We start from the raw sequence: 15,029 nt of genomic DNA, 5'->3' as shown, positions 1-15,029 counted from the left end.
GATTAGGCGCGGACGAGGAAGTCGCCGTAGGTCTCCTTGGCGTGGCTGAGGGCCGCGACATAGCCGGCGCGCTCGAAGTCGCCGGCATGCACATCCGTGCCGATTGCCAGCAAGCCGCGGAAGTCATCGATGGTGGCGAAGTCCTTGCGCTCCATCCACGCCGACAGGTCGGCGAGCAGGGTGGCGGCATAGCTGCGTCCGTGTCGCAACAGGGCCGAGGCGGTCATCACGACGTCGGCGCCGGCGAGCAGGTATTTCGCGACGTCGGCCCCGGTCTCCACGCCCGTTGTCGCGGCCAGCGACGCCCGCACGTGGCCGCGCAGGATGGCGATCCAGGTGCGGGCCAGGCCGGCCTCGTAGGGCGCCGACAAGGTCACCGCCGGACGCACCAGCATCGTCTCGATGTCGATGTCGGGCTGCAGGAACCGGTTGAACAGCACGAGCCCGTCGATTCCGGCCGCATCCAACATGTGGCAGACGGTTCCGGTCGCGCTGAAAAACGGGCTGAGCTTCATTGCCACCGGGATCGAAACCGCGTCCTTGACCGCATGCACGATCTCGACGTGCCGCTCCTCGATCGCCGAGCCGGGGACACCGAGGTCGCCCGGCACGGCATACGGATTGACCTCGAGCGCCGCCGCACCCGTTTCCTGCATCCGTCGGGCCGTCTCGGCCCACCCGCTCAGGCTGGCGCCGTTGAGGCTGCCGATCACGGGAATGTCAACGGCGGCAACGCAACTTTCCAGGTGCCGCAGGTAGGGCGTCGCTCCCCCTCCTGAACGTCGATGTCTGGGAAGTAGGACGTCGCCTCGCCGAAGGTGTCCTCGTGCTCGGCGATGACCTCGAAGTCGGCGATCTCCTGGCGGCGAATCTGCTCCTCGAACAGCGAATAGAGCACCACCGCGCCGACCCCGGCGTCGGCGAGTTCGCGCACCCCGTCGACCGTTTGGGACAGCGGCGAGGCCGAGGCGAGCAAGGGGCTACGCAACGACAGCCCGAGATAGCTCGTCGAGAGGTCCATGGCTACTTCCTCCTGGAGTCCGGGATGAACTGGCTCGCCGGGCGCGTGGCCATCTCTTCATAGACGGCCCAGCGCTGGTCGACGGCGTTCTGGGCCAGTTCGAGCAGGCGGTCGGCCTCCTCGGGAGCCGAGGCCTTGAGCATCCGGTAGCGCAGCTCCTTGTAGATGTAGTCCGAGAGCGGCATCGTCGGGCGCGGGGAGTCGAGGAAGAACGGGTTCTCGCCGCGGTCACGCACCGTCGGGTCATACCGCATCAACGGCCAGTGCCCGGAGTTGACCGCCCGCTTCTGCTGCTCCAACCCCTTGCTCATCTCGATGCCATGCGCGATGCAATGGCTGTAGGCGATGATGATCGAGGTGCCGTCGTGCGCCTCGGCCTCCCGGAAGGCGCGCAGCGTCTGCTGCGGGTCGGCGCCGAAGGCCACCCGGGCGACATAGACGCTTCCGTATGCCGTCGCCTGCAGCGCCAGGTCCTTCTTGGCCACCGATTTGCCCGCCGCCGCGAACTTCGCGACCGCCGCCAGCGGGGTCGCCTTGGACGACTGGCCGCCGGTGTTGGAGTAGACCTCGGTGTCCATCACCAGGATGTTGACATTGCGCCCGCTGGCCAGGACGTGGTCCAGCCCGCCGGAGCCGATGTCATAGGCCCAGCCGTCGCCGCCGACGATCCACACGCTGCGCCGGATCAGGTGATCGGCGACGCTGCGCAGGTCCTCGGCAACCCGGCCCTCGACGCCCTCCAGGCGGCGCATGAGCTCATCGATCCGGTCCCGCTGGGCCGCGAACTCCGACTCGCGGATCTGGGATGCGCCCAGGATCTCATCGACCAGCTCCCCACCCACCTGCTCGCGCAGCGCCTCGAGGCGCTCGCGGGCCAGCCGGGCGTGCAGGTCGGCGGCGAGTTGCAGGCCGAGCCCGAACTCGGCGTTGTCCTCGAAGAGGCTGTTGGACCAGGCCGGACCGCGGCCCTCGGCATTGCGGGTCCACGGGGTCGTCGGCAGGTTGCCGCCATAGATCGAGGAGCAGCCGGTGGCGTTGGCGACGGTCAGCCGGTCCCCGAAGAGCTGGCTGAGCAGCTTGACATAGGGCGTCTCGCCGCAGCCCGAGCAGGCGCCGGAGAACTCGAAGAGCGGCTGCAGGAACTGGGCACCACGCACCGTCCCGAAGTCGACCCGGGCCCGTTCGTTGGCCGGGATCGACTCGAAGAACGGCACATTGTCGACGCCGCGCTCCATCACCGCTTCGTCGTCGGTCAGGTTGATCGCCTTGCGTTGCGAGCCGGGAACCGGGTGGACCGGGCAGGCCTCGACGCACAGACCGCAGCCGGTGCAGTCCTCGGTGTAGACCTGCAGGGTGTAGCGCGCCTCCGGCAGACCGGCCGCGTTCAGCGGGGCGGACTCGAAGCCCTCGGGGGCATCCCCCAGCGCGGCGCCGTCATAGAACTTGGAGCGGATCACGCTGTGCGGGCACACGAACGCGCAGTTGCCGCACTGGATGCAGCCGGCGGAATCCCATTGCGCTACGAACTCCGAGATGCGCCGTTTCTCGTATGCCGTGGTGCCGCTGGGGAAGGTCCCGTCCACCGGCATCGCGCTGACCGGGAGGTCGTCGCCGCGCCCGGCCATCATCGCCACGGTCACGGTCTTGACGAACTCGGGCGCGTCGTCGGGAACCAGCGCACGCGGCGCGCGCTCGGAGGTTGCCGCCTGCGGCACCTCGATCTCGTGCAAGTGCACCAGGGAGCCGTCGACCGCGGCCTCGTTGCGCCGCACGACCTCTTGGCCGCGGCGGCCGTAGGACTTGCGGATGTACTTCTTGATCTCTTCGATTGCCTCCTCGCGGGACATGACGCCGGAGATCGCGAAGAAACAGGTCTGCAGCACGGTGTTGGTGCGCCCGGGCAGGCCCGCCTCCCGGGCGACCGTGCCGGCGTCGATCGTGAAGACCCGCAGGCCCTTGGCGACGATCTGCTCTTGCACGTGCCGGGAGAGGGAGTCCCAGACTTCCTCGGCCGGCATCGGCGCGTTGATCAGCAAGGTGCCGCCGGGGCGGGCGAGGCCGACGACATCGAGCTTGTCCAGCAGCGTGAACTGGTGGCAGCCGACGAACCCGGCCTGGCCGACGAGATAGGGCGCCTTGATCGGGTCCGGCCCGAAGCGCAGGTGCGAGACCGTGGTGCCACCGGACTTCTTGGAGTCATAGACGAAGTAGGCCTGGGCGAACCGGTTCGGGTCCTCGCCGAGGATCTTGATCGTGTTCTTGTTGGCGCCGACGGTGCCGTCAGAGCCGAGCCCGAAGAAGACCGCTCGCAGCGTCTTGTCACCCTCGATGTGGAAGTCCGGGTCGTAGTCGATCGAGGTGCCGGACACATCGTCGTTGATCCCGACGGTGAACCCGGTCGGCGGCTTGTCCTGCCCGAGCGCGGCATAGACCCCAGCCACCATGGCCGGGGTGAACTCCTTGCTGGACAGCCCATACCGGCCACCGACGATGCGGGGCATTGACTCCAGTTGGCCATCGGCGTATGCGGTGCTGAGCGCGTTGACGACGTCGAGATAGAGCGGTTCCCCGCCGCTGCCGGGCTCCTTGGTGCGGTCGAGGACACCGACGACCTTGGCGCTGGCCGGCAGCGCGGCGACGAGCGCCTCGGCGGGGAAGGGCCGATACAGGCGCACCCGCAACACGCCGACCCGCTCGCCGGTGGTGTTGAGCAGCGCCGCGGTCTCCTCGACGGTCTCGCCGCCGGAGCCCATGATCACGATGACCCGCTCGGCGTCGGGCGCGCCGGCGTAGTCGACGAGGTGATAGTGGCGCCCGACATGACCGGCCAGCTCGTCCAACATCTCCTGGACGACGCTAGGGACCTTGGCATAGAACGGGTTGACCGTCTCGCGCGCCTGGAAGTAGACGTCGGGGTTCTGCGCCGTGCCGCGGACGAACGGCCGCTCCGGCGACAGCGAGCGCATGCGGTGCTCGTGGACGAGGCTCTCCGGCACCATCGCCCGCAACACGTCGTCGTCGAGCAGGTCAAGCGTGTTGAGCTCGTGAGAGGTCCGGAAGCCGTCGAAGAAATGCACGAACGGAACCCGGGTGCGCAACGTCGCGGCGTGGGCGACCAGCGCCAGGTCGTGCGCTTCCTGGACCGAGCCGGAGGAGAGCAGCGCGAAGCCGGTCTGCCGGACGGCCATCACGTCCTGGTGGTCACCGAAGATCGACAATCCTTGCGCGGCAAGGGATCTCGCCGCGACGTGCAGGACCGCAGACGTGAGTTCGCCGGCGATCTTGTACATATTGGGGATCATCAGCAGCAGCCCCTGGGAGGCGGTGAACGTCGTGCTCATCGCCCCGCCCTGCAGCGCCCCGTGCAGGGCGCCGGCGGCGCCGCCCTCGCTCTGCATCTCGATGACGGTCGGCACCGTCCCCCAGATGTTGGTCCGGCCCTTGGCCGACCAGTCGTCGGCGAGTTCGGCCATCGTGGAGCTGGGCGTGATCGGATAGATCGCGCACAGCTCGCTGAGGCGGTGGGCGACGTGGACGGTGGCCTCGTTGCCGTCGATTGTGGTGCGGGTGGGCATGGCTTTATGCCTCCTGTCCGGGCGCGAGGAAGACATTGCTCGGCAGCCGGTCGTGCTCGCCGATCATCTCGATCGCATGGACCGGGCATTGCCTAAAGCAGGTGCCGCAGCCGGTGCATTTCTCGTAGTCGAAGCGGTAGCGGTGCCCGCGGCCGAGCTTGACGATCGCGTCATCCGGGCAGGAGCCGAGGCAGCCGTCGCATTCGAAACAGTTGCCGCAGGACAGGCAGCGGCCGGCCTCATAGGTCGCCTCCTGCGCGGTGAGCCCGGCGACGACCTCGGTAAACACCTTGGCCCGCGCCGACGGGTCGAGCTCGGTCTGCTGCCGGCGGCCGTGATCACCGAAATACCACAGGTGCAGCTTGTCGAAGGTGGCCACCGGATGCTTCTTGCCGGGCGAGAAGGCGCCGCCGCCGAGGTAGGCGTCGATGGCCTTGGCGGCCTTCTTGCCGTGCCCGACGCCGACGGTGACCGTGCGCTCGCTGGGAACGGCGTCGCCGCCGGCGAAGATGCCCGGCGAGCCGGTCATCAACGTGACCGGGTTGACCTGGACGACATCGCCGTCGAACTCGACATCGGGTATGCCGCGCAGGAAGCCGGTGTCGCTCTCCTGGCCAAGCGCCAGAATGACGGTGTCCGCCTCGAGGGTCTCATAGCGGCCGGTGCCCCGCGGGCGGCCGTTCTCGTCCAGCTCCTGGATCTCGACGGTCAGGTCGTCGGCGCCCATCGAGGAGATCGTGCGCAGCCAGTTGATCCGGATGCCCTCTTGCTCGGCGTCCTCGGCCTCTTCCTCGTGCGCGGGCATCTGCTCGCGGGTCCGGCGATAAACGATGATCGTGTCGTCCGCGCCGAGCCGGCGCGCAACCCGGGCCGCGTCCATCGCGGTATTGCCGCCGCCATAGACGGCGATCCGTCCGCTCAGTTCGGTCCGCTCGCCTTCCTCGACCCCTCGCAGGAAGGAGACGGCGTCGAGCACGCGGCCGGCGTCGCCATTGGGGATGTCGACCCGTTTGGACAGGTGGGCCCCGACCGCGACGAACGCGGCGTCGAAGCCCTCGGCAAGCTCGGCCTGCAGATCGTGGACCGTGTGGTTCTGCTCAAACGTCACCCCGTAGCGTTCCAACCGACCGATCTCGGCGTCGATGACGTCGCGTGGCAGCCGGTAGGACGGGATGCCGTAGCGCATCATCCCGCCGGGCAGCTCGCTGTTGTCGCGAATCGTCACCTGGTGACCGAGGCGGGTCAAGTGGTATGCCGCGGACAGCCCGCTTGGGCCGGCGCCGACGATCAGGACGCGCTTGCCGCTCGGGTAGGCCGATCCGGCGAACTGCCAGTCCTGCTCGATCGCGGTGTCGCCGAGGTGCCGCTCGACCGCGTGAATCGAGACGGCGCCGTCCATGAGGACCCGGTTGCAGGCTGTCTCACAAGGGTGGTAGCACACCCGGCCGTGGATGGCGGGGAACGGATTGTCGGCGGTCAGCTGCAGCCAGGCGCCGTGGGTGTCGCCCGCTTTGGCCAGCGCGAGCCAGGCCTGGATGTTCTCCCCGGCTGGGCAGCCGGCGTTGCACGGCGGCAGCTGGTCGACATAGACCGGTCGCTGCTCGCGCACCGGGCCGGAGCGTTTGCGCCCGCTGCCCAACGCCGATAGCGGAGTCAGATCATCGTGTTCCCGCTCAGTCACCACGGCCTCCTTAGGCTTGTGCGCCGGATCAGCACCGACACCGTCCCTCGGGAGCGACTCTAGTGCCGACTCTTGTCCGGCGTCTCGGTGCTGAGACGGTGGCACGCCCCTAAACTGGAGGCACGTCTCGGCGCTTGGTCGCGAAGTGGCGGTCGCGGTGGGAGGCGAAGGCGAGCCGGGCGATGAGTTCGGCGCGCAGCTGGTCGGCCTCGATGACCTGATCGAGGACCAGGTCGGCGGCCAGCCGCTCGATGTCGACGTCTTCCTCGTATTCGCGCCGGCGCTCGGCGACATAGGCATCCCGTGCAGCGGCGCCCTCGGCGGCCTCGACCTCGGCGATCTTGTTGGCGAAGACCGCATTCACTGCAGCCTCCGGTCCCATGACCGCGATCCGCGCCGTGGGCAAGGCGATCGTCGCGTCGGGCATGAAGCCGGGCCCGCCCATGGCATACAGACCGGCACCATAGGCCTTGCGGATGACGACGCAGAACTGCGGCACCGTCGCCGACGAAACGGCCGAGACCATCTTGGCGCCGTGCCGGATGATGCCGCCGCGCTCGACCTCGGAGCCGATCATGAAACCGGGCACGTCGGCGAGATAGATGATCGGGATCGAGAACGCGTCGCACAGCCAGATGAACCGGGCTGCCTTGTCGGCACTGTCGGTGAACAGCACCCCGCCCTTGACCATCGAGTTGTTGGCGAGGATGCCGACGCTCTCGCCGTTCAGGCGGCCGAAGCCGACGACGAGCTCGGCGGCGAAGAGGGGCTTGATCTCGAAGAAGCTCTCCTCGTCGACCAGCCCGTCGATGACCTCGTGGACATCGAACGGCTGGCTCTCCCGCTCCGGGATCGTATGCGGCGTCAACGGCTGTGACGGCTCCTCGGCGTGATAGCTCGGCGCCGGGGTCTGCCAGTTCTGCGGGACGTAGGAGAAATAGTGCCGGGCCAGCTCGATCGCCTCGGCATCGTCGTGGGCGAGCAGGTCACCGACACCGGAGACCGTGCAGTGCATCCGCGCGCCGCCCATCTCCTCGAGCGTAACCTTCTCCCCCACAACCATTTCGGCCATCCGGGGGCTCCCGAGATACATCGACGCGTTGCCCTCGACCATGATCACGATGTCGCAGAAGCTCGGGATGTAGGCACCCCCCGCGGCCGACGGTCCGAACAGGCAGCAGATCTGCGGGACTTTGCCCGAGAGCGCCACCTGGTTGTGGAAGATGTGCCCCGCGCCGCGGCGTCCGGGGAACATCTCGACCTGGTCGGTGATCCGGGCGCCAGCGCTGTCGATGAACCAGAAGACCGGAAGTTCTTCGCGCAGCGACATTTCCGTGGCGCGGACGATCTTCTCGACCGTCCGCGAGCCCCACGAGCCGGCCTTGACCGTCGGGTCGTTCGCGATGACGATGACCGGCCGGTCCTCGACCCGTCCGCGCCCGGTGACGACGCCGTCGGCCGGCAGTCCCTTGGCCAGGGCGTTGGCGTAGCGGCCGTCCTCGATGAAGCTGCCCTCGTCGAGCAGCAGCGCGATCCGGTCGCGCACATACATCTTGTTCTGCTGGGCGAGCTTGGCCGCAGCGGGCTCGGGGGCCTTCTCCGAGGCGGTGTACGCCGCGGCGAGCCGCTCGCGCACGTCGGTCACCTTGGCATCGGTTCCCGAGTCGGCGCCGGTGGCAAAGGGGGTGGAGGCATTCGGCATACGGCTCATCCTTGCGGAAGACCGAGGTGACGGGCGATGACCATCTTTTGCACCTCGGAGGTGCCCTCGCCGACCTCGAGGATCTTGGCGTCCCGATAGAAGCGCGCCACAGGGAACTCCTCCATGAAGCCGTTGCCGCCGAAGATCTGGGTGGCGATCCGGGTAGCGGTCACGGCCGCCTCGGTCGCATAGAGCTTGCAGATCGCGGCGGCCTGCTTGACCTCCTTGACGCTGCGCCGGCCTTGGTCGTGCTCGTCCTTGAGCCAGGCGGCCTTGTAGGTCAGCACGCGCGAGGCCTCGACCATCGTCGCCAGGTCGGCGAGGTGGAAGGAGACGCCCTGGTTGACGCCGATCGGCTTGCCGAACGCCATCCGGGTCTTGGCGTAGTCGGTGGCCTGCTCCAGGCAGGCGCGCGACAGCCCAAGGGCGAGCGCCGAGATCGCGATCCGGCCGTCGTCGAGGGTCTTGAGGAACTGTTTGAAGCCCTCCCCCTCCTTGCCGAGCAGGTTCTCCGCCGGCACCCGGCAGTTCTCGAACGTCAACCCGTGGGTGTCGGAGATGTGCCAGCCGAGCTTGTGATAGGCCGGTTCGACGGTGAAGCCGGGGGTGCCATTGGGGACCATGATTGCGCTGATCTGCGCCGAGCCGTCCGGGTTGGTGCCGGTGCGCGCGGTGACGGTGTTGACCGAAGTGATCGGCGTGCCGCTGTTGGTGATGAATGCCTTGGCGCCGTTGATCACCCACTCATCGCCCTCACGCGTGGCCCGGGTGCGGGTGCTGCCGGCGTCGGAGCCGGCCTCGGGCTCGGTCAGGCCGAAGCCGGCCATCGCCTTGCCGGCCACCAGGTCGGGCAGCCAGCGCTGCTTCTGCTCCTCGTTGCCATAGGTCAGGATTGGGTTGATGCCCAGCCCGACCCCGGCCGACAGCGTGATGCCGATCGACTGGTCGACCCGGCCGAGTTCTTCGATCGCGACGCACAGCGCGGTGAACGGGCCCGAGTCGTCGTGCAGGTGGCCGCCGTATTCCTCGGGAACGACCAGGCCGAAGAGCCCCAGGTCGCCCATCTTGGGCACCAGGTCGACCGGGAAGTGCTCGTCGCGGTCCCACTGCGCGACGTGCGGCGCGACCTCGCGCTCGGCGAAGTCGCGCACGGTGGCGCGGAAATCCTCGTGGTGCTTGTCCAGCTCGAACATCTCGATACCTCTCGCCCGCCAGCTTTCCGTTTACGTCAACGTAAAGCATACTGGATGCCATGGCAGCGACGGGCAGCGGGCCGACGTGGTCGATCGCACAGATCGCCGACGAGTTCGGCGTCACCCACCGGACCGTGCGCCACTACGAGGAGCTCGGGCTGATCACCCCCGAGCGGCGCGGCACCGCCCGGATCTATCACCGGCGCGACCGCACCCGGCTCAACCTCATCCTGCGCGGCAAGCGCCTCGGCTTCCCCCTCGAAGAGATCCGCACGATCGTGGACCTGTATGACGCCCCGCGCGGCAAGCGCAGCCAGCTGGAGTATGTCCTCGGCCAGATCGACGATCGCCGCGCCGACCTCGAGCAGCGCCGCCGCGATATCGACGACGCCCTGGCCGAGCTGGGCACCTTTGAATCGCGCTGCCGAGCCGACCTGAACAAGCTCGATCGGGCCTGATCCGGCTACCCCTGCGGTCGAGTCGCCGCGGCGCCCGCCGCGCCGAGCAGGGCGTTCTCGACCAGCTCCATCGCCGCCGGATGGATCCACATCTGGGTCGTCGCCGCCTCGCGGGCACTCCTGCCCTGCGCGACGGCGTCGATCAGCGGCTGGATGAGCGAGGAGGCCTGCGGGGCCATCAGTTGGGCACCGAGCACCCGGCCGGTGTCGCGCTCGGCGACGACCGTACACACCGAGGTGGTGTCCTCCAACGCCCAGCCGTTTGCCGTGTCGCTCAGCCGCTGGGTGAACGCCACCGCGTCCGTTCCTGCGGCGATCGCCTCCTCGAGCGTGTCGCCAACACGCGCCAGCTGCGGATCGGAGAAGACCGCCGACGGAATCGCCTTGGTGCGCAACGGAACCAATGCGTCCGGGTGGAGCAGGTTGTGCCGCACCGTGCGAGCCTGATCGTTGGCCAGGTGCTTCAGCTGCCGCCCGGACGAAACGTCGCCGAGTGCCCACACTCCCTCGGCGGAGGTGCGCCCGAATTCGTCCACGAGCACCCGGCCGGTGCCCGGATCGACGTCGACGCCCGCGCTTTCCAGGCCGAGGTCGGCGGTCGTCGGCCAGCGTCCGGTCGCAACCAGGACCACGTCGGCGAGCAGGACAGTGCCGTCCCCGCAGCGGGCATGGATGCCGTCCTCCTCCTGGTGCAGAGCGGTCAGCTCGCAGCCGAGGTGGAGGGCCCAGCGCCGACCCATCAGGTCGGTGAACCGGCGCCCGATGTCCGGCCCGATCCCGCGGATCAACGACGGCCCGCGGGACACGAGCGTGATCTCGACGCCGAGACCGCCAAACAGGGTGGCCATCTCGACTCCCACAACTCCCCCGCCGAGAATGAGCATTCGTCGCGGCAATTTGTCCAGCCGCATGACGGTGTCGGAGGTGTGGAACGGAACCCCGCTGCGCGAAACCACCTCGGGGACAAGCGGATGCGCGCCGGTCGCGATGACGACCTGATCCGCGGTGGCGACCACACGGTCGTCACCCGAGCCGATCACGACGCGACGCGGCCCGGTGAACCGGGCCGGAGCGGCATACGCATCAATGCCGGCGCCCTGCGCGCCCTCGGGGCCGGCGGCAGCAAACGGATCGATTCGCCCGAAGACCCGGTCGCGGATGTCGGCCCAGCGCACCTCATCGACGTGGGCATCGACTCCGAGCCGGGCCAGGTCGGGCACGCCGTGGGCGGCGCCGGCCACGTGGAGGAACATCTTGGTCGGGATGCAGCCCCGGTTGAGGCAGGTCCCGCCATAGGGGCCGGGGTCGACGATCGCCGTATGCCGCCCGCTCACCACAGCCTCGTCCAGCACCATCCGGCCCGACCCCGCCCCGAGGACGAGGATGTCGTAATGCTCGTCGCCGCTCGCGCTCATCCGACGAACTTAGAGCAATAGCGGGAGGATGGACCATGGCCCACTCGAACAGCGCCGCGCTGGACGACCTGCAGCAGATCGTCGACCGGCTGGCCGGCTCGCTGCAGCGTTCGGTCGCCATCGACGATGCGCAGGGCCGGTTGGTCGCGGCGAACGGGCATTTCGGCGAAGAGGACGAGCTGCGGGTCTGGGCGATCGTCCACCGCTACTCGGACCCGCGGGTGATGGCGCATTTCAAGGGTCACGGCATCTATTCGTGGACCGAGCCCGGACGGATTCCGGAGAACCCCGAAATGCAGTTCAAGGCGCGGGTCTGCTGCCCGATCCGCGATCACGACATCCTCTTCGGCCACCTCTTCCTCATCGACGAGGACGTCACCGACGCCCAGATCGAGGAGGCCGTGGCGGCCACGGTCCAGATTGGGCAGGTGATGTATCGGCGGCTGGCGTTGCACGAGGATGCCCAGCGGCGCGCGGAAGTCCTTGTGCGCAAGTTTGTTTCACCCGATCCGCGGACGCAGGTGCGGGCGGCGCAGCAGGCTCGGGACGACCGGCTGCTGATCGCGACCGATCCGGCGTGCGCCGTGCTGGTCCGGGTGATCGAGCCGAATGCGGCCCATGCCGTGCAGACCGACCTGCACTCCGCCGTGGAGCTGACCACCCGCGACCGCTTCCGCGAGGTCAGCCCGAGCTGGATCCGCTCCGGCGAGGCGGTCGTGCTGCTCTTCGGCCGCGCCACCCGCGTGGCCCGCGACGTTGCCGACCAGCTCGTCTCGCGGCTGCTCGCGGCCGATCATCGCGTCGTCGCCGGTCGCCGACGTGCTCATCGAGACCCTGAGCGCCTATCTCGACTGCGGCGGTGACGCCGCCCGGACCGCCCAGGCGCTGCACCTGCACCGTTCCACCCTGTATTACCGGCTCGGCCGGATCGAGGAGATCGCCGGCGCCGATCTGCGCGACGGCACCCAGCGGCTGTGCCTGCATCAGGGGCTGAAGCTGCGGCGGCTGGTCGAGGCCCTCTGACCGGGCCGATTGAACAATCGTCGCAAAGCGGCGTCGGTCTTTCCCCGGATGGTCGGAGGCGGCCGGATACCCCTGCCCGACACCATGAATAACACAGCGAGGTAGTCACCACACTCGAGGGGTCGGTCATGAAGGATGTCGTCGTCGTCGGAGGCGGAATCGCCGGACTTGCGGCCGCGTGGCGGCTGCGGCACTGGGATATCGCCGTGTTGGAGGCCGGTCCCCGGGTCGGCGGCCGGATCAAGTCCGAGCGCCGCGGGACCTATTGGATGAACTGGGGCGGGCACGTCTTCGCCGGCGCCGGAAGCGCCAGCGACGCCCTGTTCACCGAGGTCGGGATCAACGCGGTCACCGTTCCCGGCTCGCTGAAGGGCATGGGGATGAACGGGGTGCTCCTGACCCGGGTCACATCGCGAGCTATCCGTTCCGGATCCCGATGTCGAACCGGGACCGGGCGGGCATCTTCACCGCCGGGGCGAAGCTCGGTCTCAGCGCCTTGCGCTACAACCTGCTGACCCGCCGGCACGAGCACGACTCTCCGGCCAACCGGCAGCAATACGTCTACGACTTCGAGGACGAGCGCACCTTCGCCGATCTCATCGGACAGCTCCCCCCGGATGCCGCCAAGCTGTTCGAGACCGTCGTCACCCGCTCGGCCGGGGACATGGACGAGATCTCCGCGGGCTGCGGCGTCGGGTATTTCGCGTTGGTGCTCTTCGCTGGAAAGGGCTTGAATCGCAATATCGTCGGTGGCCCCGCGACGTTGACCGAGGGGATCTCGGTGGCCCTCGGGGACCGGGTGCAGCTCGGTGCGGCGGTGCAGGAGATCGTGCACCGACCCAGCTCCGTCGTCGTGCGCTACACCCAGCACGGCGTCGACCACGAGATCGAGGCGCGGGCTGCCGTCTTGGCCACGACCGCCGCGCTGCGGGCAGCAGCCGACGAAGCCTTGTTGCGCGGGGAACCCCTGGCCGTGCTGCGCATCACCGGCGGAGTCGACCAGCCCCACGACGACCCCACGCTGCGCGAGGAGCTCGGCCGGGCCCTCGCCGGCTATGCCACCCTGGAGTGGGACGTCCATTCCACCCCCGAGGGCACCGACCCGGCCGAAGCTATCCTCGATCTTGCCGACGAACTCGACGCCTCGCTGCTGGTGATGGGATCGCGGCGGCGGCGGCCGATCGGCAAGCTCATCCTCGGCTCGACGGTGCAAAAGGTGTTGCTGGAGTCGATGATTCCGGTTCTGGTCGTCAAAGCACCCTGATTCGAAGACCTCGGCGAGGTGGCTCGGCCCGGCGGGGTCGAGAGCTCTCGACTTGGCGGGCCTGGTCAGCGACTCGGCTGCCGTTGGCCCCGGGGCACAGCGTCGAGCCCGGGTCACGGCTCGTGAGCCCGGCCGGCTTCGCAATCAGCGGGAGTCGCAGCCCGCCACGGGCCGCCGGACCTGGCATCCTCACGTCCATGGCGACAACCACGAAGGCGGCCAAGCCGACGACAACCCTGCTTATCCTCGGTGCCGGAGGTGACCTGACCCATCGGCTACTCCTGCCAGGCCTGTCGACGCTGTTGATGGCCGAGCGCGAGCGGACGGTGCGGGTCGTCGGGTCCGACCGGGTCGACCTGACGGCGCAGCAGTGGCTCGAGCGGGTCGAGGACTCGTTCGCGAAATACGAGACGCCTAAGGCGATCACCCGCAAGGTAACGCGGGATACGGCATACATCAAGGCCGACATCCTCGACGCGGCGAGCCTGCAGAGCCTGATCACCGCCTGCGGCGACGGGCCGCTGGTCATCTTCTTCGCGTTGCCGCCGGCGGTCACGATGAAATGCTGTGAGTTGCTGCGCCGCATCGAGTTGCCGGACACGACCCGGCTGGCGCTGGAGAAGCCGTTCGGGACCGACCTCGCGGCGGCACAGCGGTTCAACCGGCTGCTCGCGCGGGTCGTCCCGGAGCGGGACATCTATCGCATCGACCACTTCCTCGGCGTCAATACCGTGCTCAACCTCATCGGTCTGCGCTTCGCCAACCGCCTCTTCCAGCCGGTGTGGAACACCGAGCACATCGAGAAGGTCGAGATCGTCTATGACGAGGACCTTGCCCTCGAGGGCCGGGCCGGGTATTACGACGGGGCCGGCGCGTTGCGGGACATGATTCAAAGCCACCTGATCCAAGTGCTCGCCCTCTTTGCCGTCGAATCGATCGCCACCTTGGATGCCCAGGAAGTGCAGGATCAAAAGGGACAGGTCCTGCGCGCGATGCGGATCTGGGGCGATGATCCGGTGGCCTCCTCGCGGCGTGCGCGCTACACGGCCGGCCGGATCGGCACCCGGCGCGTGCCCGACTACATCAAGGAGCCCGGCGTCGACGCCAGCCGGATGACCGAAACCCTCGCCGAGCTGACCGTCGAAATCGCCAACAACCGTTGGGCCGGCGTGCCTTTTGTGTTGCGCAGCGGCAAGGCGCTCGGGGTGCCGCGCAAACAAGTCATCGTCACCTTCCGGGACGTCGCCCACCTGCCCAACGGCTTCGCCGGAGCTTCGGGCGCCGACCATCTGGTCATCGGCCTCAAACCGGGCGCGGTCGCGTTGACGCTGACGATGAACGCCGAGGGCGACCCGCTCGACTTGGAGCAGAAGACGCTCGAGGCCGTCCTCGCACCCCCACGGATGCAGCCCTATGGCGAGGTGCTCGGCCAGATCCTCGACGGCTCCCAACTGCTCACCGTCCGCGGCGACGGCGCCGAACAATGCTGGCGGATCGTCGAGCCGGTCCTGAAGGCTTGGTCCGCCGGCAAGGTCCCCATGCAAACGTATGCCGCCGGCTCCGGCGGTCCCAAGGGCTGGCCCGGCGCCTGAACGCCCCGGCCTCGCCCCGCCCCCGATCCCGCCGACCCCAAATCCCGGGGCTGAGGTCTGTACTTTCAGCTGAGGTCGTCCTTCCGCGCGTACGACCTCAGCGAG

General features: G+C 68.5%; 13 protein-coding genes. 6 read left to right on the top strand and 7 right to left on the bottom strand.

Annotated elements, in window-relative coordinates:
• Positions 1-2: 2 nt before the first annotated feature.
• From V9G19_RS13920 to V9G19_RS13895, 6 genes are all read right to left on the bottom strand, one after another.
• Positions 3-746: a dihydroorotate dehydrogenase-like protein gene (locus tag V9G19_RS13920; RefSeq protein ID WP_462286245.1), complete on the bottom strand. Its 744-nt coding sequence runs from the start codon at positions 744-746 to the stop codon at positions 3-5.
• On the bottom strand, positions 710-1,021 hold the full coding sequence (locus V9G19_RS13915) for a hypothetical protein (RefSeq protein WP_462286001.1): 312 nt from the start codon (positions 1,019-1,021) through the stop codon (positions 710-712). Before V9G19_RS13915 ends, V9G19_RS13920 begins: the two co-directional genes overlap by 37 nt.
• 2 nt (positions 1,022-1,023) lie before the next feature.
• Positions 1,024-4,596, bottom strand: a complete 3,573-nt coding sequence (gene nifJ / locus V9G19_RS13910) for a pyruvate:ferredoxin (flavodoxin) oxidoreductase (protein WP_462286000.1) — start codon at positions 4,594-4,596, stop codon at positions 1,024-1,026.
• Between the two features lie 4 nt (positions 4,597-4,600).
• Positions 4,601-6,277, bottom strand: a complete 1,677-nt coding sequence (locus tag V9G19_RS13905) for an NAD(P)-binding protein (protein WP_462285999.1) — start codon at positions 6,275-6,277, stop codon at positions 4,601-4,603.
• Positions 6,278-6,386: 109 nt separating this feature from the next.
• A complete protein-coding gene (locus V9G19_RS13900; RefSeq protein ID WP_462285998.1) occupies positions 6,387-7,979 on the bottom strand; it encodes an acyl-CoA carboxylase subunit beta in 1,593 nt (530 codons plus the stop codon).
• Between the two features lie 5 nt (positions 7,980-7,984).
• A complete protein-coding gene (locus V9G19_RS13895) occupies positions 7,985-9,172 on the bottom strand; it encodes an acyl-CoA dehydrogenase family protein (protein ID WP_462285997.1) in 1,188 nt (395 codons plus the stop codon).
• A 59-nt stretch (positions 9,173-9,231) separates the two neighbouring features.
• Here V9G19_RS13895 and V9G19_RS13890 point away from each other — a divergent pair, with 59 nt between their 5' ends.
• Positions 9,232-9,630 (top strand): MerR family transcriptional regulator, encoded by a 399-nt coding sequence (locus tag V9G19_RS13890; protein WP_462285996.1) that lies wholly within the window; start codon positions 9,232-9,234, stop codon positions 9,628-9,630.
• A gap of 5 nt (positions 9,631-9,635) precedes the next feature.
• On the opposite strand, the gene V9G19_RS13885 is transcribed toward V9G19_RS13890, so the two are convergent.
• On the bottom strand, positions 9,636-11,045 hold the full coding sequence (locus tag V9G19_RS13885) for a mycothione reductase (RefSeq protein WP_462285995.1): 1,410 nt from the start codon (positions 11,043-11,045) through the stop codon (positions 9,636-9,638).
• 35 nt (positions 11,046-11,080) lie between these two features.
• Between V9G19_RS13885 and V9G19_RS13880 the strand changes: the two genes are divergently transcribed.
• The 5 genes from V9G19_RS13880 to V9G19_RS13860 all read left to right on the top strand — a co-directional run bounded on the left by V9G19_RS13880 (position 11,081) and on the right by V9G19_RS13860 (position 14,924).
• Positions 11,081-11,908, top strand: coding sequence for a hypothetical protein (locus tag V9G19_RS13880; protein ID WP_462285994.1), 828 nt, complete (start codon positions 11,081-11,083; stop codon positions 11,906-11,908).
• Complete coding sequence (locus tag V9G19_RS13875) at positions 11,865-12,068, top strand: PucR family transcriptional regulator (protein WP_462285993.1); 204 nt, start codon at positions 11,865-11,867, stop codon at positions 12,066-12,068. Before V9G19_RS13880 ends, V9G19_RS13875 begins: the two co-directional genes overlap by 44 nt.
• Before the next feature lie 128 nt (positions 12,069-12,196).
• A complete protein-coding gene (locus V9G19_RS13870) occupies positions 12,197-12,583 on the top strand; it encodes an FAD-dependent oxidoreductase (protein ID WP_462285992.1) in 387 nt (128 codons plus the stop codon).
• Positions 12,505-13,332 carry a universal stress protein gene (locus V9G19_RS13865; protein ID WP_462285991.1) on the top strand — a complete coding sequence of 276 codons (828 nt, stop codon included), beginning with the start codon at positions 12,505-12,507 and terminating at the stop codon, positions 13,330-13,332. Before V9G19_RS13870 ends, V9G19_RS13865 begins: the two co-directional genes overlap by 79 nt.
• Before the next feature lie 197 nt (positions 13,333-13,529).
• Positions 13,530-14,924 (top strand): glucose-6-phosphate dehydrogenase, encoded by a 1,395-nt coding sequence (locus V9G19_RS13860; protein WP_462285990.1) that lies wholly within the window; start codon positions 13,530-13,532, stop codon positions 14,922-14,924.
• The last annotated feature ends 105 nt before the right edge of the window (positions 14,925-15,029 follow it).

Origin of the sequence: Nostocoides sp. (assembly GCF_037045025.1) — a bacterium.
GTDB lineage: Bacteria > Actinomycetota > Actinomycetes > Actinomycetales > Dermatophilaceae > Nostocoides_A.
Note: the sequence above shows the minus strand (reverse complement) of the source record. Positions and strands in the feature narration are given on the sequence as shown.